Below are 18,653 nucleotides of genomic sequence, written 5' to 3' on the forward strand. Positions count from 1 at the left end.
TCACTTCATCCCAAAAATCAGCTTTAAACCTAGCACTGTCATCACTGCCCCAGCTGCCCGATCAAAACCCGCTTTAAACTTCAAATAAACTTTGCGTGGTTTTTCTGCCGATAAAGCTACAGCGACCAATGAGCACCACCCTGCATCGATAAAGAAACACAAAACTGGCAGTACAAAGTAAAAATACGTCGGAATGTCTTTCGGTAAAAGTGCCGTAAAAATACTGGCTAACACAATTGCAATTTTCGGATTCGACAACTGGGTAATTAAACCAGTCGTAAATGCACGACGGAGTGACATCTGCGAGCTGCTGGCATCACCAGCTTCAATCGGTTCTTTGGCATGTTTTATAATTTTAAATGCCATCCAAAGCAGATATAAACCACCACAAATTTTTAAAGCCAAATATGCAGAAGGTACAGCCAATAAAAATGCCTGCAAACCCAATACCGCTAATAGCCCAAATATTGCAGCGCCCAAACCTGTACCAAGTGCAGTAAATAAACCGTGTTTACGTGAAATCGCAATGGAATTCTTCGCCACATAAATTGACGTTGGCCCCGGGCTCATTGCACCAAGTAATAGTGCTGCCGCAATCGAGCCTAATATCCAAAATGATTCCACTGTCACACCGTTTTCACTTAAATTCGTGGCAATTTTACAGACAGAATCTCTGAATTTCTCCCTATAATTTGCAGTGTTTATTTTAATTGACAAAATTTTTCACTATAAATAACTTGAATACTGCATTAATCCATCGCATGATCGCTAAAAGTACAAATTAATATCAAGACAATGAAATTAGCCGAAGCCCTACTTTTACGCAGTGACTTACAAACTAAATTGGCCTCGCTGCAACAACGAATCAATAACAACGTGCTCATTCAAGAAGGTGATGCACCTAGCGAAGAACCGAATGCTTTAATTCAAGAAGCATTTGCTGTAAATACAGAACTTTATGGTTTAATTGAAAAGATTCACGCCACCAATGCACAGGCTAAAACCAGTTCAGGACGCTGCATGCTTTCAGTGCTCAATGAACGTGATTTATTGACCCAGCAGCATCGTATCTTGCAACAAGCGATTGACAGCTCACGCCGTGAAAATGGTCGTTATAGCTCAAGTGAAATCCGTTGGATTAAAACCATTGCAGTGGCAGATTTACAAAAACAGGCCGACAATATTAGTCAGCAACTTAGACAAAATAACTTAGAAATTCAGGCATCCAATTGGCAAATAGACCTGATAGATTGACCTGATTTAAGCATCTGAACCACGGTTCATTCCAGTTCGGGCATACTGGGCGAGTACAGAGCCTTTTTAAATGTTTGTAAGGCTTTAATCCAACAAACTACACTGCAGAAGTAAGGCGTCTACTTCAAAATGTTCACACATCTGACGTAGCACACTGCATCTGTGACTCTTTACATGTCACGTCTCACTACCGTGTACTGACAGTATGTCCACCCTATTTTTTATGCACCTATGTGCTAATCGTCATCTGCAGCGGCTTCATTGAGCGCAACATCTTCACGCGGTAATTTATAGTCATGGTCATTTACAGGGACACCACCAATGATCATGGTGCGATGTTCGTTTTGAGGACGATGCAATTCGTCAGTCGTATCACAGCCAACCATCCAAAAACTGCATAGGCACAGCATAGGCAGCACAGCCCGACTTAATTTGCGCATTGGATGCCCTCCATTTTTATAATTATCTTGTTTATAAATTCAGCATAGCATTTTTATGCAGATATTCACCTTATTTATCTGCCGATTTAGGGTCAATTGTCAGGAATTATGTCTCGACTGTCTTACCAATGCGTATGCAGATTGATGCCGATAGAAAAATATTTCCTTTAAAAATAAATAATTTATTCATTTTGTTAAACCTACATAGAAGACAAGTTACAAAACTGCTATCGAATACGATTTTACTTCGGACACTTTTGTCCGTTTAATAGCTAGATAAATTTATAATGATGATGTCAAAGAATAATGTCCACACGTCAACAACTCGCTGCACAAAACCGAGAAATCCTTTTAGAAGCTGCGATTGAGGTATTCCGTATTCACGGAATCAATGCGCCTTTACAACTCATCATGGATCAGGCTCAAGTTGGACGTGCGACGTTTTATCGTAATTTTAATGACCGTCGTGAGTTGGTACTCGCCTTAATGCAAGCTGCCTTGAACCGACTTGAACAGCGTGCGCTTAATTATGCACAGTTCGATGATGGATTTATTCGCCTCATTCAAGACCATATTTATAATATTCCCTATCTCACAGCCCTAATGGAATATTGGCGCGTGATCGATCGAGATGATCCTGCCATGGTTGAAATATACCAACGACGTGATGCCATTTTGCAACCGATGATTGATCAGGCCATTCAAAATGGTCGCTGCCGAGCAGACTTTAAACCGGCAGACTATGCCATGGTCACCTCCATTTTACGTGCAGCTTTGCAAGGCCATACCGAGGCAGATCAGGAAAAACTCGCCAAACGTGCCGTGGAATTTTTACTACATGGTATTTGCGGGTAACACGTCATGTCCAAATCACCGCGTTTATTGGAACCTGCTCCGGATTGGACACCCGAAGAAAAACCGACTTTGCCCGGATCTCCCGCTGCCATTGTACATCCCACCTATAAGCGTTTTTTATACTTCTTTATCGGTTTATTTGTTGCGATCTCGGGGAGTTTAAGTAATGGATTTATCACGGCAAATCTTCCCCTTCTACAAGGTGAATATGGCTTAACGCCTTCAGAAGCGGCATGGATTCCTGCAGCATTTGTTATGGCCAATGTCAGCTCTAACCTGATCTTATTTAAAGCCCGTCAACAATATGGACTTAGGCTATTTTCAGAAATTGGTTTGGTTTTATTTATCGCGGTGATGGTGCTGCATTTATTCGTCCATACCTATGAAATGGCAATTTTTGCACGGGTGATTAGCGGCTTACTTGCAGCTCCACTCAGTTCGCTTGGGATGTATTACATCATGCAAGCATTTAAACGTGCTCATTTTGGTCGTGGGCTTTATCTAGCTTTGGGCTTTCAGCAGTTGGGGATTCCGCTGGCCTGGATCATGTCGCCTTATCTGGTCGATGTCAACGATTGGTCTATTTTTTACACCTTTGAATTAGGACTTGCCTTATGTTGTTTGGCGATGGTGGTCTCTCTAAAACTGCCACGAAGCCTACGTATCGAAGTGTTTGAAAAGCAAGATTTATTCACCTTTGCATTATTAGCACCCGGCTTTGCTTTGCTATGTATCGTGCTAACTCAAGGCCCGATTCTTTGGTGGTTTGAGGCTGAATGGTTGGCCTATTTACTCATCGCCGCTTTGATTCTTTTAGTTGTCGGCCTGACCTATGAACATTTTCGGGTCAATCCCCTGATTGTCACACGCTGGCTCGGAACATCGTCTACCGTGAGTTTTATTATCGGTGCCTTTGCCATTCGCTTCCTCATGTCAGAACAAAGCTATGCAGCCGTGAATTTTTTGAAAACCATGGGCATGGGACCCGACCAATTTGTTTCCTTTTATACCGTCGTGCTGATCGGGATTGTCTTAGGAACAGTGTTTAGTGCCCTGACCTTTTCCAAAGAAAAAATTGTGCTTCATCTGCTCGGTGCAGCAGGTCTCGTGCTCTTTGCCTGTGCACTGGATTATCACCTGACCAGTGATGTTCGACCGCATGATTTTTATTGGAGTCAGTTTTTGGTGGGCTTTGCCAGTGGCATGTTTATTGGACCACTTTTGCTTACAGGCATTGTCAGTGCTTTACAAAAAGGCCCATCGCACATGGTGACGTTTATCGTGCTGTTTTCTGCAACGCAAACCTTTGGGGGATTGGTCGGATCATCGTTCTTTTCGACCTATCAGCAAATGCGTACCCAAACCTATCAGGCACAGATTTATAATGATTTATCGCAAACCTCACCTATAGTGGAACAGCGCCTACAACAATTGGCGCAAAGTGCGCATCAATATTCTTTAGACCCTAATTTAGATCAACAACAAGCCATACGTAGCCTTAATCAAACCATCACTCGAGAAGCCCAAGTTCGAGCCTATAACGATGTGATTTTTTTAAATGGCATATTCGCCGTTTTATTGTTGCTTTGGGGTTTATTGCTGATGGGCAAAAATAAATATCAATTACGCCAACAGCAACGCACGGATAGTAGTTAAAATTTTCCCGACTTAAACAACATAAGCAACCGCCAAATGACCTAATCGATATTGAGAACAACATGACCGAAGACCATAAACCCACTGAGCAAGCAGCACCGCAGCAACCACAAACAGAAGCTACTATGCCTGCGCCATCGAGCAAGATTATTTCTACGCCGCTGCGTACCTTGATTTTTATGTTGATCATCCTCTTGTTGGGAATTGCGCTGATCTTATGGGCGTGGCGGATTGGTCCATTTCATAACAGTATCGAGTCGACTGAAAATAGCTATGTCAAAGGCAAAACCACGGTGCTTTCATCACAAATTAATGGTTATGTGAAAGATGTTTTGGTGACGGATTTTGATCATGTGAAAAAAGGTCAAGTGCTTATGCATATCGATGCAACGACCTATGATCAAAAAGTCACACAGGCTGAATCTGGGGTGGAACAAGCACAGAACTCACTTGCCAATCAAAGCCAGGCCATTGAACAACGCAGAGCAGATATTACGGCAGCCGAAGCGAAAGTGGACCAATCACGTGCGGCCTATGAATTAGCTCTTGCACAAATGACGCGCTACCAACAACTCGGCAATACTGGCGCTGCATCGAAATCAGAACAAGATAAAGCGATTGCAGACGCTAAAAATAGTTTGGCCCAACTTCATCAAGCAGAAGCCAATTTACTAGTTGCCAAAGAATCATTCAAAACTGCACAAGTTGCAGCGACAGGGCTTAAAGCGCAAGTGAATAGTGCCAAAGCACAATTTGATCAGGCAGTGACCACTAAAGACTACAGCACGATTGTGGCACCTATGGATGGTCAACTTGGCGAAGTCAGCCCACGGATTGGTCAATATGTTGCGGCAGGCTCTCAACTGATGTATTTAATTCCACAGCAGCGCTGGGTGACTGCCAACTTTAAAGAAACGCAAATTGCAGATATGCATATTGGTCAAAAAGCGTGGTTCAGCGTCGATGGCATGAAACATCAAAAATTTTACGGCAAAGTTGAGCAAATCTCCCCTGCGGCTGGTTCTGAATTTAGTGTATTGAAACCTGACAATGCCACAGGAAATTTCACCAAAGTCGTGCAACGTATTGCCGTAAAAATTGCGATTGATCCTAATCAACAAGGTTTAGAAAACTTAAGACCCGGTATGTCTGTCGTCACCTCTGTTGATGTTGCTAGTTAGCGGATGCTGGTAGTGAAGTGCATTAAGTAAAGTTGAGCTGAACAAGATGTAAAGGATTTCATCTTCCGCACCTACCGTTTTACAATGCCTACCTATTTGACCTCTAACCACCAAGATAACGATTACCAACATGTTTGAATCTATCGCCCACGCCATTCCTGAGCAGACTATTCAATATCAAGGGGTTGATTTGTGTATTAAGCGTTTGGACTTGGTTCACCCACAAATATCGGGCAATAAATTTTATAAACTTAAATATAATTTTATTGAGGCGCAAAAATTAGGCTTTAAACAGGTGCTTAGCTTTGGCGGCGCTTATTCAAATCACATTGCAGCCACTGCATATGCTGCACATTTATTCGGATTCGGCAGTCTAGGCATCATCCGTGGGGAAGAATTACAACATCAAGCCCGAAATCCTACTTTAGCCACCGCCGAACAGTTTGGTATGCAGTTCAGTTTTGTCACACGCCAACAGTATCGAGAACAGAAACAAGCAGACGCTTTAGCGCAATTACGACAGCAATATCCCGAATACTATGTCATTCCTGAAGGTGGAACCAATGCATTGGCTATCCGTGGCTGTACGGAAATCTTAAGCCATGAAAATCAACAAAATTTTGATCTCATCTGCTGTGCAGTCGGTACAGGTGGAACCATAACGGGCTTGATCGAAGCCAGTGCGGAACATCAACTTGTTCTTGGTTTTTCAGCGCTCAAAGGCAATTTTCTTTGCGACGATGTTGCTCAGTTGACACAGAAAACCAATTGGAGCATCAGTGATGAATTTTGCTGTGGTGGCTATGCCAAAACAACGCCGGAACTTTTACAGTTTATGCATGACTTTGAACAACGCTTTGCGATTCCATTAGAACAGGTTTATACGGCTAAAATGCTGCGAGGTATTTTCTGCATGATTGAGCGGGGTCAAATTACAAGCCATCAACGTGTTTTAGTAATTCATACTGGTGGCCTACAAGGTCGCCTGAAAGGTTCAACCGAAGCGCTAAAAAGCGTATAATCCTGCGTCCTTTCTTCCACGCGGAAACTTACCATGTCGCAAAATCAATATGATGTCCTTGTTTTAGGTGCTGGTGCATCAGGCTTAATGACGGCATATAAAGCGGCGCAGCGTGGACGCAAAGTTTTGGTAGTTGAAAAAGCCAATAAAGTTGGCAAAAAGATCCTGATGTCTGGCGGTGGTAAATGCAATTTCACCAATTTGTATGTCGAACCAGAAAATTATATTTCACATAATCCACACTTTGTTATTTCAGCATTAACTCGCTATACCAACTGGGACTTCATTGGTATGGTCTGCGAATATGGCATTGAGTACGAAGAGCGCAAACATGGGCAATTATTTACCCAAAATGGTGCAAAAGAAATTCTCGCCATGCTATTGGCAGAATGTGACAAAACTGGTTTGGTGGATATTAAAACCAACTGTGAAGTAAAAGCAGTCAATGCCTTGCCTGAACAAGGCTTTCAAGTGGCAACCAATCTAGGCTATTTTGAAGCAGAATCGGTGGTTATTGCCAGTGGCGGTCTTTCTATTCCTACTTTAGGTGGTTCAGGAATTGGCTATGAAATTGCTAAACAATTTGGACATTCTGTCTACCCCACTCGTGCAGGCTTAGTACCATTCACTTTCTCCGATAGTTTTAAAGAAGTCACCACACGCTTGAGCGGCAATGCTGTTGAAGCCACGTTATCGAATGAGTTAAATAGTTTTACTGAGGCTTTACTCTTTACTCACCGTGGTTTAAGTGGTCCAAGCTCTTTACAACTTTCAAACTACTGGGATGTCGGTCAACGTTTTAATATCAATTTCCTTCCAGCTTTAGATGTTTTAGATTTCCTCAAATCTAAAAAATCCAGTCAACCAAAAGTGTTACTGCGCACATTGTTCAATGAACACTTACCGAAAAGCGTGGTTGTGGAATTACAAAATCTGATTTGGCCTGAACAAGCTGAATTAGCCATTGGCAATATCAGCGATGAAAAACTAGAACTCATTGTAAGCCGTTTAGAAAGCTTTGAAGTGAAGCCATCAGGCACTGAAGGTTACCGTACTGCTGAGGTTACACTCGGTGGTGTGGATACCACTGAAGTCTCATCAAAAACCATGGAAAGTAAAAAACAGAAAGGCTTGTACTTTATTGGTGAAGTACTCGATGTAACGGGTCATTTAGGTGGATACAACTTCCAATGGGCATGGGCTTCTGCGCATGCCGCTTCTGAATACGTCTGATCTCGACATAGCGTTAATTAAGCACTAAAGTTACGACAGTAAGAGTAATATCACATTTATAAAAAAGATTTTTAGGTCTATTTGACGGAGTCTTACATCTAAGGATTGAATAAAAAATTAGCCTTCGGCTTGAGGTACTCTTACGAAGCACGCTTCTCATTAGGCAAAATGAGAAGCGAAGCTTCGCAAGGAAACCATCTTGCGGAGCAGTGCTCCTCACCGCAAAACTCGTTCACTATCTTCAAATGATTCGATGTATTGCAAAAACATTTTTGATTAAATGTAATCCTGTCTGAAACAATTGCGGATGACATTACCGCGTATCATTCTTTTATTTAAATCAAATAGGACTTCTGATGTCACGTAGAAACATCAGTTGATCATAATCCGCAGATGAACTCTGCATAAAAAAGGGCTGATTCATTCAGCCCTTTTTCTTACCCGATCTGATTTATTCAAGATAGTCGGTTTTAAATAATGATACCGACGACGTCGAAGTTCGTTGAATCGTCAAATCCATTTTTTCAACGGCAACTGAAATATGTTGTGGTTGCACGCTTGCGGTTTGTTTGAGTGTCGATACTAAAGTATTGAGCATTGAAATTACCCCCATTTTGCCATTCCTTTGCACAGATCATAAGTGTCATTCATGACAGCAATATGAATCCTAAGTTTTTATATTTTAAGTAATATTCCATATATCACTATTACTTAAAATACCAATTTTCGGGTAAATTTCAATCATTATTTTTGGACTGATTGGTATCTTTATTTTCACTGTTTAGCGGTGATTGTTCTGTCTGCTCCAAATCAGTGCGTTTTGATTTTGCAAAAAAAAAGCGTCGTGCACTCGCCAAAAAACCAACTGTGATCCCTGCAATAATCACTGGGGCTAAAAATTTATTCGGTGCTTTTGCCATACAAATATTCCTTATAAATCATTAAAATCGACCACATAAACGTGGCCGATTTTTTTAAAGACAGAATAGTTTAATTTGGATCATCTGGTTTTGGCGGGGTTAAAGGTGCCGAAGGTGCATCGACCTCTTTTTCAGCCTCACCAGTTGAACCAAATGGATTATTTTGTGGTTGATCACTTGGGTTTACATCCAACTGATCTGGCGTGGCCGTTTCTTTTTCACTGACACCGGGAGCAGCCTGTTGAATGTTTGGATAGCCATCATCGGTTTTCACTTCAGAAGTCATCACAGATGTTGATGGCGTTGGACTCGCTACAGACGATGTAGGTGTATTAAAGGTGGTTTTCGCCTTTGCCTGCTCCTGTACTGGATTCGGTTCATTGGCTTCGCGTTTCGCTTTATCGATAAGATCTGATAACAATCGTTCCGCCGGATTGCGACCACCTAAACCAAAGGCCAAAGCGAAAGCAACTGCAACCGCACCGAGGGTTAAACCAAAGGCCAAATTCACGATCGAGTCAGCAATACCCATGGCACGCAAGCCCATGGCTACAACCAAGCCCATAATCAGCACACGGACCAAATTACCTAACCAACGTGAACTGTTATATTCCCCTCGTTGCACCACATTTGCCACAATATTGGCAAGCCAGAAACCCACCACCAAGATTACAGCACCAAGTAAAATACTTGCACCGAACTGGATAAACATAGCAATAAGGGCACTGATTTGCTCAAAGCCTAAACGGTTAGCAGCTTCAGATACCGCAAATAACATGGTGAAAAATACAATGAGGCAACCGACAACATCCGACACTTTGGTTTTGCCCAAAAAGCGTTGAATGTCTAATTTTTCTGGCACAGTATCAACACCTGTACCCGAGATCACATCCACCACTAGACGCGCTACAAAGCGTGACACCACATAGGCCAAGATTAAGATTAAACCTGCGGCAATGATGTTCGGTATCGCATACATGATCTCATGTAACATGGCTGTTGCAGGCTGAGAAATCGCCTCGATACCAAGTGCTTCGAAAGCCACAATTAAAGCCGTGATAATGACTATAGCAAAGACAAAATTACCCAAAACTTGAGCAAGTTTTGCGTTTTTAAACATGCCCACTTTTTCGACTTGCTGCTGCAGGCTTAAACTGTTCACCAAGCCTTCCACGATGCCTCGTACAATCTTCGCCAAGATATAACCAACAAAGACGATGACACCGGCAATAAAGATATTGGGAAGATAAGAAACAACTTCAGTGACCATATTTTGGATTGGGAACAAGAGACCGTTTAAACCCAATATCGACAAAACAATCGGTAGGAAGAGTAGTAATATCAGCCAATAAACAATTTCACTAATATTTTGACTGATTGGGCTGACGCCAACCTCAGAACTGAGTTTTTCATCGAGTTGGGTTTTATCCAGCAGTTTCTTTGAACCGACTTTGACCAAACTTGCCACGATCCAACCAATAAAACCTACAGCTACCGCAGCCAAAAGCTGTGGAATAAATAACAAGAACTGCTGAATCATATTACTGAATGGGCCGCTGACACTGGTCAAATTCAGCACATTGAGTGCACCAATGACGGCAATGATCAAAATAATCCAGAACACAACTCTGGAGACTATATTTTCAACATTGGAACGGTGCCCAGTTGCATTTGAAAGTTTTTGATTTGTGCCTAATTTTTGCAGAATTTTTTTGACGCCAGCAGCAACCAATAAAGCAATGACCCAACCTATCAGGAGAATTGCTACTGCACTTAAAATGGGGTGAAACTGTTCCCAATAATACATAGCATCAAAACGGCCACGCGGACCACCCAGATAATCATTCATACGTTCGCCCTCATTGTTATACATGATCTGTTGTTATGTGCATTTTTACGTATGCCGCGTATCACACAGCATTAGTACTTTGAACTTAAGCTTTCTTTTCCACCTTAGTTTTTGCGTATTTTTTAATCAACCAAAGTATGCATAACTCCAACAAAAGCTCACAATTGAATGTAATAAAGCCTTGGAACAACCAAGGCTTTATTTATGTCACTCTGAAGAGACTCTTAAGGTTCAGATCTTGCACTCATGTAACTCTGACTCATGTTTATCATCAATTATTATCAACGATCTGTCGCAGTTGCAGTATTTGAATCATTAGCAACAGCTTCATCCCCCGGTGTACCGCTAGTCGTATCATTGGCTGTTGCAGTTTGTGCATTGGGTGCAGGATGATCAGGCGGTGCATCCGAAGCAGAAGGTTTCATATCTGCAAACATATAAAATAATAATGCGATTAAAAAGATACCCACTAAGATCAGTATGTACACAGGGATACGTTTTTTTTGTGTTGTTTCTTCCGTACTGGTGGTATGGGGTGGTTTATTAAAATCGTGTGTCATATTCCCCTCGCTATTTTGTTGTTCATAGTTGAATTTTTATACTAGCAATACAATATCCTGTATTGTGTGAAGAACAATTACAATCAGTGAAAACGTGTAACTTGAAAGATCAATTCAATTTATATCCGTTTTTCTGTTTAGATAACTCCCTTAATTTTAGATTTAAAATCAATCTCTAAGGTATAAATATCGGAAAATGAACTGAATACTACATTTCAATCGTATTCATTTTCAGAGTGATAAGTTTTTCGAAAATAACAGCTTTTTTGAGCCCGGTGGAATTATCTGCTTTTGATGGATGAAATGAGCTATAATCATGCACCTTATTTTTCACCTGTTATCAAATCTATGGCGTACCATCAACAAGGTGTAACGCTTGATCTTGACACTGACGTCACTCATCAATGTTCCCTTCATTACACTCGCGATCAACATCTTATTGGCATTATTGAATTTAGTAAGCCAAGTTATGTGTTGAAATGGGGTGATTTGGAATATTTTCGCCGACGTACTGAAGAGTTTTCAGTGATGCCTTTCCCTGAATGCATCAATGCGATGGTGATTGATATTCGAAATATTGCGGCTTTTTTAGATAATGAAGTGCCTATTATTCCTTGGCGCTTGCTCGAAGAAGAATGTCCGATTCGCTTAGTTGTTCCCCAAGATCGACTGGAGCATTATGCTGGCTTTTTTGAACCGACTTGGTTGACTTCTGACGTAGACACAGCGATTCAAGAAATTCGTGAATTTATGGATATGTTTGTGCATTAATACGGAGATTAAACTAAAGTTTAATCCCAAAAACCTCCATCTGGAGGTTTTTTTATGCCCTTTTATTTTAATTATTTATTTCACAATAAAATTAAATTATTTTATATTTAATGACTTATAGCAAACCTTCTTATAAAAAATGTTCATAACTTATCCCATTTCTTAGTAACAATTCGGCAATAAATTTTGCTTGAGCCTTGCTCGATATATCACCTAAGATGTAGAAAATGATCTCTTTTTTATTGTTGAAACATTCTTAAAAACAAAGCAATAAAATCTAACGAGAAACAAGATCATAAAAAGTGGATATTAAATCAGGGTAAAAGGAGTTTTAACGATGACGTCAAAAAAACATTTAGCAACTTTGTTCTGTGCAAGTGCGCTCACTTTAGGGCTTAGCGCATGTAGTGACAATAAAGCACCTACAACGGATAAAGCTGCAGGAAGTGAAGCTGCTGTTTCTGACTCAGGGACTTTAGATAAGATCAAAAAATCCGGCACGATTGTATTAGGCTATCGCGATTCATCGATTCCATTTTCATATATCGCAGATAATCCAAACCAACCTGTAGGTTATGCACACGATCTTCAATTAAAAGTCGTTGAGGCGGTTAAAAAGCAATTAAATCTTCCCGAATTAAAAGTCCGTTATAACTTAGTGACTAGCCAAAACCGTATTCCATTGGTTTCTAATGGCACCGTCGACTTAGAGTGTGGTTCTACCACCAACAATAAAGAACGCCAACAACAAGTTGATTTCTCAACAGGTTTCTTTGAAGTGGGTTCACGCTTACTTACTGCAAAAGACTCTGGGGTTAAAGACTTTGCTGACCTCAAAGGCAAAAAATTAGTCACCACAGCAGGGACTACATCTGAGCGTTACATTCGTCAACATGAAAAAGAGTTAGGTATTGGTGAAGTCATTTCTGCCAAAGACCATGCTGAGTCTTTCCTCATGCTACAAAATGGTCGTGCAGCGGCATTTATGATGGATGATATTTTGCTGGCGGGTGAAAAATCAAAAGCCAAAGATCCAAATAAATGGGAAATCGTAGGTACAGCGCCGATTCATGAAATCTATGGTTGTATGCTGCGTAAAGGCGATACTGGCTTTAAACAAGTGGTTGATGATGCAATCAAAGCAACTTATAGCTCTGGTGAAATCAATGACATGTATAAAAAATGGTTCCAAACGCCAATTCCACCAAAAAATATCAATTTGAATTTCCCGATGTCTGATCAATTAAAAGCATTGATTAGTAATCCACATGACCGTGACGAATAACTTTCCCTAAACATTCTAAAGATGCTTAAGCCAAACGGATTTTGGCTTAAGCTCATTATAGGGAGTTCCTATGAATTATAGCTGGAATTGGGGTGTGCTGTTCCAATCTACAGGTGTAGGTGATTCGACCTACCTGAATTGGATTTTAATTGGGATCGGCTGGCTGTTTGTCATCGCTTTGGTGGCATGGAGCATTGCGATGGTGCTCGGCAGCATCTTGGGTATTATGCGTACCCTACCGAGTCCTGTAGCACGAGGTATTGGTACGGCCTACGTGACTATTTTCCGAAATGTACCCTTATTGATTCAACTATTTATATGGTTCTATGTTGTACCCAACTTCCTCCCTGCTGCAATTAAAAGCTGGTGGATGAATGACCTTGGGGCAAATACGACCGCCTTAATTTCTGCAAGTGTCGGCTTGGGCCTTTTTACAGCTGCACGGGTCTGTGAGCAAGTCAGGACTGGTATTGAAGCGCTTCCTTTGGGGCAAACCAATGCAGGTTATGCCATGGGATTTAGCACGGCTCAACTTTATCGCTATGTGATCTTACCGCAGTCGTTCCGCACGATTTTGCCACCACTGAGCTCTGAGTTGACCAACTGTGTCAAAAACACCTCAGTCGCGTCTTTGGTTGGTGTTGCAGAAATCATTTCACAGATGAAAACCATCAGTGAATACACGCAAAACACCATCGAAATTTATACCTACGTCACCATTATTTTCATCGTGATCAATATCTGTTTAATTGGTTTCATGAATTTTCTGGAAAAACGCCTACGCGTTCCTGGCTTAATTGCAGGAGATAAATAATGGAATGGCTCAGTTCTTTTATTCAAGACCTCCAAGCGTCTGGCCCTGCGCTATGGCATGGTTTCAGTATCACACTCAAAGTGGTGATCACGGCAACCATTGGTGGTGTCTTTATTGGGACTTTATTGGCGTTGATGCGCCTGTCTTCGATTAAAGCTTTTAATATTTTTGCTAAAGGCTATGTGAACCTCTTTCGTTCTATTCCTTTGCTCTTGGTGCTGATGTGGTTCTACTTTGCAGTACCCTTTATCTACACAGGGATCACCGGTAACTATCTAACGATTGATACTGCCCTCGTTTCGAGTATCGTGGCCTTCATGCTATTTGAAGCGGCTTACTTTTCAGAGATTGTCCGTGCCGGGATTCAATCAATTCCTAAAGGTCAAACTTCTGCAGCTTATGCTCTCGGTATGAGTTATAGCCAAGCAATGCGCTTAATTATTTTGCCGCAATCTTTTCGCAAAATGACGCCACTTCTCTTACAGCAAACCATCATTCTGTTCCAAGATTCAACCATGGTTTATGCCATCGGACTGTTAGACTTTTTCCGCACCAACTATGTTCGAGGCGACCTCATGTCATTGTTAACTCAATACATTCTGTTTGCCGGTCTGGTGTATTTCACTATTAGTATGATCGCTACCTATGCAGTTAAAAAATTACAACGGAGGTTAAGTGTATGACCGATCAAAAAACGATGATTGACCTCCAAAATGTCAGTAAATGGTATAAAGATTTTCAAGTGCTTACCGATTGCACGACTCAAATTAAACAAGGTGAAGTGGTTGTGGTGTGTGGACCTTCGGGTTCAGGTAAATCAACGCTCATTAAAACCGTTAATGGACTTGAGCCTTTTCAGGCCGGTACGATTTTAGTCGACGGTATTTCCATTAATGACCCAAAAACCGATTTAAATAAATTGCGTAGTCGTGTCGGTATGGTGTTCCAGCACTTTGAATTGTTTCCACATTTATCCATTACCGAAAACCTGACCATTGCGCAGGTTAAAGTCTTGGGTCGATCAGAAGCCGAAGCCAAGAAAAAAGGTTTGGCTTATTTAGACCGTGTGGGTTTAAGTGCGCATGCCGCTAAATTCCCTGCACAGTTATCAGGTGGACAACAACAACGTGTTGCGATTGCACGTGCGCTCAGTATGGACCCGATTGCCATGCTGTTTGATGAACCGACTTCGGCACTTGATCCAGAGATGATTAACGAAGTGCTTGATGTGATGGTGGGTCTTGCCAAAGAAGGTATGACCATGATGTGTGTAACCCATGAGATGGGTTTCGCGCGTCAGGTTGCGGACCGTGTGATCTTTATGGATCAAGGAAAAATTGTGGAAGACTGCAGTAAAGATGATTTCTTTAATGCCCCTCGTGGTGAACGAGCGCAGCAGTTCTTAAATAAAATTCTGCATTAATATCAAAACGTTTATTTAACTGATGTTACGCAGTAACATCAGAAGCGTAATTTGATTCAAATAAAAGTACGATACGCGGTAACGTCATCCACAAGTGTTTGAGATAGGACTTCTTCTAATCAAAAATGTTTTTGCGATACTTTAGATAATTAGATGCTAGTGAACGAGTTTTGTCGGTGAGGTGCATTGCACCGCAAGATGGTTTCCTTACGAAGCACGCTTCTCATTTTGCCTAATGAGAAGCGTGCTTCGTAAGAGTACCTCCAGCCGAAGGCTAATCACTTTATTCATTCCCTTGATGTAAGACTCCATCGAATTGGCTTAAAAATCATTTTAAAAATGCAAAATTACTTTTGCATGCATAACATCAGTTATTTAATTTCCGAAAATAAAAAAGCTCATCCATCGATGAGCTTTTTTTCATGGCAGATTACCAATAATTTTCTACAGCAATATTTCCTTCACCACGACGGTTCATAGTCAAACCACGCGCCTTTAATGCTGCTTTGGTATCATCAACCATTTGTGGATTACCACACAGCATGACATGCGTCGTTTCCACATTAAATGCTAAGCCAGCCGCCTGTTCTAATTCGCCATTTTCAATTAAAACTGGTAAACGGTCATGCAATGGTGCATTTGGATCACGTGTCACAATAGGAATAAATTTGAAGCCCGTATGCCCTTCGCCAAAGGTCTCGGCGATTTCTTGAATACGCTCGACATAAGCCAGTTCTGATACGGTGCGTACACTGTAAACTAGATTAATTTTTTCGTATTTAGTCCACGTTTCAAAGTCTTGTAGCATCGATAAAAAAGGGGCTAGGCCCGTTCCTGTCCCCAACAGCCATAAGTCCTTCGGCAATGGCAACTGATAACGCGCCAAAGTGAGGAAGCCATAAGGCACTTTTTCTAAATACAGCTCATCGCCCACTTGTAGATGCTGCAAATTTGAAGTAAACGCACCGTCAGGAACGACGATAGAGAAAAATTCTAAAGTTTCATCAAAGGGTGACGACACCACAGAATAGGCACGAACCACCAATTCATCGCCCACTTTCAAACCAATTCGAGCGAACTGACCAGCAGTGAATTTAAAATGTGCAGGGCGTGTCATGGTAAAACTGAACAAAGTATTGGTCCAACGGTGTACAGATAAAACCTTTTCTAAGCTAAATTTTTCAATTGACATGATTTGAACGTGGCGTGACAGACTGTGCTCATGTTAGCATGACAGCATAATTTATTAATATTTTTTAAATGTTAAGGCCTGATTCATGCGCATGACTTTACGCCAGTTGGCTGTTTTTGTAGCAGTCGCTCAAGAAGGTACCGTTACCAAAGCCAGTGATGCTGTCAAACTTACTCAAAGTGCAGCAAGTATGGCATTGGCAGACCTCGAAGATGGTCTCGGTGCTCCACTGTTTGACCGACTTGGTAAACGCTTGCAATTGAATGACTTGGGTCGTTTTTTATTGCCACAAGCTTTGGAAATTTTAGGGCGCTGCGAAGCTTTTGAACAAGCAGCGAAAGGCGAACTACAAAGTATTGATCTACGTTTGGGCGCTACCCTGACCATCAGCGACTACCTGATGCCAGACCTCATGGCAGATTTCCTACAAATTCAGCCTCAAGCACATTTACAACTTCAAGTCGGCAATACCCGCCAAATGATTGAAGCGGTAAACCAATTTCAGTTGGATTTGGCCTTAATTGAAGGTTCATGCCACCTACCACAACTGCAATGTATTCACTGGCGTGACGATGAACTTGCCGTGTGCTGTTCCCCAGAGCACCCTTTAGCGAAGTTGGATCGTGCACTCACTGCAGCTGACTTTGATAACGTGGAATGGATCTTACGTGAAGAAGGTTCAGGCACACGTGAAGTATTTGACAACGCAATTTTAAAAGACCTGCCAGATGCCAACATACGTTTAACCTTGGGTCATAACGAAGCCATTCTAAAAATCGTGGCAGGTGGTCTTGGTATGTCATGTATTTCTAAACTTGCGATTGAGCCTTTACGTGAAAAAGGTCAATTGGTGATTTTAGATACGCCGTTCTGGCAACTAGCCCGTCCATTATTCATGTTGGTACATCGTCAGAAATACCAAGGACCGGGTCTCAAAGCCTTTATGCAATTTTGTGAAAAATAAAAAAAGCGCCTTAAGGCGCTTTTTTATCTATTTTTAAATTGGCGTTCACATGGTTCGCCATCATTATTGCCGTCCATTTTCGTATTTGGACAATTATTATTAAAGAACACTGCTTCTTCGTATGAACGCATCTGACTACAATGCGTACGCCCATCACAACTAAACTGTGCTTTCTCTACTGCCCTTGGCGTATCACTTGAAGAAGGTGCCTGCGCAGTGTATTGAACAACAGACTGAGCTTGCGTTGAAGCTGTGCCGTATAGATTTTTTTCACCTTGCTCAGTCAGCACCCGATCGGGTAAATCCCCCTGTGCTTTTCGTTGTTCTTTTACAATATTTTCATTTTCTTGCATGAGCTGTTGTAAATGTAGTTGCTTCTGTTCTTGGTACTGCTGATATTTCCCATATACAGCCACAGCTAATACTACAATTACAATGAGTCCAATCATGCTGAAGATTTTACTGCCCCAAACTGTGCCTTTGGCTGTATCGTGAGGAGTAGCTTGGTCATTCACTCGATCCGACCTTGATTCAAATGACGGATTTATCTGTTCATGAGTGGACTGCTCTTTTTTCAAATCTAAACGGATGATATTTACCGCTTTAAATTTACCTTGATCTGCTTCAATCCTGTATTTGAGATTTTCTCCAACACGTGGTTCGATGTGTCGGCTAGGAAAATCACGAATATGAAAAAAATAAATCCTGTGCTTGATCTTGTTGTATAAATCCAAAGCCGCGCTCAACGTTATAGCTTTTGATTTTCCCCTCTTTAAACATAAAAATTGTCTCTCATCTTTTCTTTTAATACTCTTATGATAATAAAAAAAGAGGCCCTATAGACCTCTTTTTCAATTTCAAAGATTTCCATGAAATCTTAAAATCACATTATTTACGCAAATTCGAAAGCAAAGCTGAAGTAATTGACTGGTTATTTGCCACTACTTTAGATTTTTTAGCTTTTGCAGATTTGTCTTCTTCACGCTCAATGTTTATGGCTTTATAACGATCACCATTTTTCACCACATTAAATTTCACACGATCATTACGTTTTGGCTCGACACCATCTGCGGGAAAGTCAGAGATATGGAAAAATACATCACCTTCTTCACATGAAAGAAAGCCAAAGCCCTTTTCAGGATTGTACTGCTTCACTTTACCTTTATATTGTTCGGACTTCATAAAGTACCCTATTCCATTTATGCCAATGTCTTTAGTATATAAAAAAGAGGCTA

Annotated in this window: 20 protein-coding genes and 1 pseudogene; 12 read left to right on the forward strand and 9 right to left on the reverse strand. The window is 41.2% G+C overall.

Annotated elements, in window-relative coordinates:
• Positions 1-624, reverse strand: coding sequence for a LysE family translocator (locus tag AC25JC_RS08480; RefSeq protein ID WP_078192408.1), 624 nt, complete (start codon positions 622-624; stop codon positions 1-3).
• Between the two features lie 171 nt (positions 625-795).
• Between AC25JC_RS08480 and AC25JC_RS08485 the strand changes: the two genes are divergently transcribed.
• Positions 796-1,254 (forward strand): DIP1984 family protein, encoded by a 459-nt coding sequence (locus tag AC25JC_RS08485; RefSeq protein ID WP_180114707.1) that lies wholly within the window; start codon positions 796-798, stop codon positions 1,252-1,254.
• Between the two features lie 236 nt (positions 1,255-1,490).
• On the opposite strand, the gene AC25JC_RS08490 is transcribed toward AC25JC_RS08485, so the two are convergent.
• The gene (locus AC25JC_RS08490) at positions 1,491-1,694 is read right to left on the reverse strand and encodes an NF038215 family lipoprotein (RefSeq protein WP_180023154.1); all 204 of its coding nucleotides are present in this window, start codon (positions 1,692-1,694) and stop codon (positions 1,491-1,493) included.
• A 306-nt stretch (positions 1,695-2,000) separates the two neighbouring features.
• Here AC25JC_RS08490 and AC25JC_RS08495 point away from each other — a divergent pair, with 306 nt between their 5' ends.
• From AC25JC_RS08495 to AC25JC_RS08515, 5 genes are all read left to right on the forward strand, one after another.
• Positions 2,001-2,549, forward strand: coding sequence for a TetR/AcrR family transcriptional regulator (locus tag AC25JC_RS08495; protein WP_180059305.1), 549 nt, complete (start codon positions 2,001-2,003; stop codon positions 2,547-2,549).
• Positions 2,550-2,555: 6 nt separating this feature from the next.
• Positions 2,556-4,205, forward strand: coding sequence for an MFS transporter (locus tag AC25JC_RS08500; RefSeq protein ID WP_486923850.1), 1,650 nt, complete (start codon positions 2,556-2,558; stop codon positions 4,203-4,205).
• Between the two features lie 62 nt (positions 4,206-4,267).
• Positions 4,268-5,386, forward strand: a complete 1,119-nt coding sequence (locus tag AC25JC_RS08505; RefSeq protein WP_486923851.1) for an HlyD family secretion protein — start codon at positions 4,268-4,270, stop codon at positions 5,384-5,386.
• A gap of 130 nt (positions 5,387-5,516) precedes the next feature.
• Complete coding sequence (locus tag AC25JC_RS08510) at positions 5,517-6,407, forward strand: 1-aminocyclopropane-1-carboxylate deaminase/D-cysteine desulfhydrase (protein ID WP_111884903.1); 891 nt, start codon at positions 5,517-5,519, stop codon at positions 6,405-6,407.
• Between the two features lie 33 nt (positions 6,408-6,440).
• Positions 6,441-7,640, forward strand: coding sequence for a BaiN/RdsA family NAD(P)/FAD-dependent oxidoreductase (locus AC25JC_RS08515; RefSeq protein ID WP_486923852.1), 1,200 nt, complete (start codon positions 6,441-6,443; stop codon positions 7,638-7,640).
• Positions 7,641-8,091: 451 nt separating this feature from the next.
• On the opposite strand, the gene AC25JC_RS08520 is transcribed toward AC25JC_RS08515, so the two are convergent.
• From AC25JC_RS08520 to AC25JC_RS08535, 4 genes are all read right to left on the reverse strand, one after another.
• Positions 8,092-8,238, reverse strand: coding sequence for a hypothetical protein (locus tag AC25JC_RS08520; RefSeq protein WP_472584597.1), 147 nt, complete (start codon positions 8,236-8,238; stop codon positions 8,092-8,094).
• Positions 8,239-8,377: 139 nt separating this feature from the next.
• On the reverse strand, positions 8,378-8,560 hold the full coding sequence (locus AC25JC_RS08525) for a hypothetical protein (RefSeq protein ID WP_486923853.1): 183 nt from the start codon (positions 8,558-8,560) through the stop codon (positions 8,378-8,380).
• A gap of 70 nt (positions 8,561-8,630) precedes the next feature.
• Positions 8,631-10,409 carry a mechanosensitive ion channel gene (locus tag AC25JC_RS08530; RefSeq protein WP_486923854.1) on the reverse strand — a complete coding sequence of 593 codons (1,779 nt, stop codon included), beginning with the start codon at positions 10,407-10,409 and terminating at the stop codon, positions 8,631-8,633.
• Positions 10,410-10,690: 281 nt separating this feature from the next.
• Positions 10,691-10,969, reverse strand: coding sequence for a hypothetical protein (locus AC25JC_RS08535; RefSeq protein ID WP_078192282.1), 279 nt, complete (start codon positions 10,967-10,969; stop codon positions 10,691-10,693).
• Positions 10,970-11,317: 348 nt separating this feature from the next.
• Between AC25JC_RS08535 and AC25JC_RS08540 the strand changes: the two genes are divergently transcribed.
• From AC25JC_RS08540 to AC25JC_RS08560, 5 genes are all read left to right on the forward strand, one after another.
• The gene (locus AC25JC_RS08540; protein WP_078191199.1) at positions 11,318-11,740 is read left to right on the forward strand and encodes a hypothetical protein; all 423 of its coding nucleotides are present in this window, start codon (positions 11,318-11,320) and stop codon (positions 11,738-11,740) included.
• A 337-nt stretch (positions 11,741-12,077) separates the two neighbouring features.
• Positions 12,078-13,025 carry a transporter substrate-binding domain-containing protein gene (locus tag AC25JC_RS08545; protein WP_180083553.1) on the forward strand — a complete coding sequence of 316 codons (948 nt, stop codon included), beginning with the start codon at positions 12,078-12,080 and terminating at the stop codon, positions 13,023-13,025.
• A 70-nt stretch (positions 13,026-13,095) separates the two neighbouring features.
• On the forward strand, positions 13,096-13,839 hold the full coding sequence (locus AC25JC_RS08550; protein ID WP_078191087.1) for an amino acid ABC transporter permease: 744 nt from the start codon (positions 13,096-13,098) through the stop codon (positions 13,837-13,839).
• Positions 13,839-14,522: an ABC transporter permease subunit gene (locus AC25JC_RS08555; RefSeq protein WP_078191088.1), complete on the forward strand. Its 684-nt coding sequence runs from the start codon at positions 13,839-13,841 to the stop codon at positions 14,520-14,522. The genes AC25JC_RS08550 and AC25JC_RS08555 overlap by 1 nt, the downstream gene beginning before the upstream one ends.
• On the forward strand, positions 14,519-15,262 hold the full coding sequence (locus tag AC25JC_RS08560; protein WP_078191089.1) for an amino acid ABC transporter ATP-binding protein: 744 nt from the start codon (positions 14,519-14,521) through the stop codon (positions 15,260-15,262). Before AC25JC_RS08555 ends, AC25JC_RS08560 begins: the two co-directional genes overlap by 4 nt.
• Positions 15,263-15,692: 430 nt before the next feature.
• Here the strand turns inward: AC25JC_RS08560 and AC25JC_RS08565 are convergent, their stop codons facing one another.
• Positions 15,693-16,454: a ferredoxin--NADP reductase gene (locus AC25JC_RS08565; protein WP_168378569.1), complete on the reverse strand. Its 762-nt coding sequence runs from the start codon at positions 16,452-16,454 to the stop codon at positions 15,693-15,695.
• A gap of 85 nt (positions 16,455-16,539) precedes the next feature.
• On the opposite strand from AC25JC_RS08565, the gene gigC reads away from it, so the two are divergent.
• Positions 16,540-17,418, forward strand: coding sequence for a LysR family transcriptional regulator GigC (gigC, locus tag AC25JC_RS08570; protein WP_180114703.1), 879 nt, complete (start codon positions 16,540-16,542; stop codon positions 17,416-17,418).
• Between the two features lie 23 nt (positions 17,419-17,441).
• On the opposite strand, the pseudogene AC25JC_RS08575 reads toward gigC, so the two are convergent.
• Positions 17,442-18,198, reverse strand: a pseudogene (locus AC25JC_RS08575) (cold shock domain-containing protein).
• Between the two features lie 108 nt (positions 18,199-18,306).
• The gene (locus AC25JC_RS08580) at positions 18,307-18,600 is read right to left on the reverse strand and encodes a cold shock domain-containing protein (protein WP_078192288.1); all 294 of its coding nucleotides are present in this window, start codon (positions 18,598-18,600) and stop codon (positions 18,307-18,309) included.
• Positions 18,601-18,653: the final 53 nt, after the last annotated feature.

The organism is Acinetobacter sp. P37, assembly GCF_057480965.1.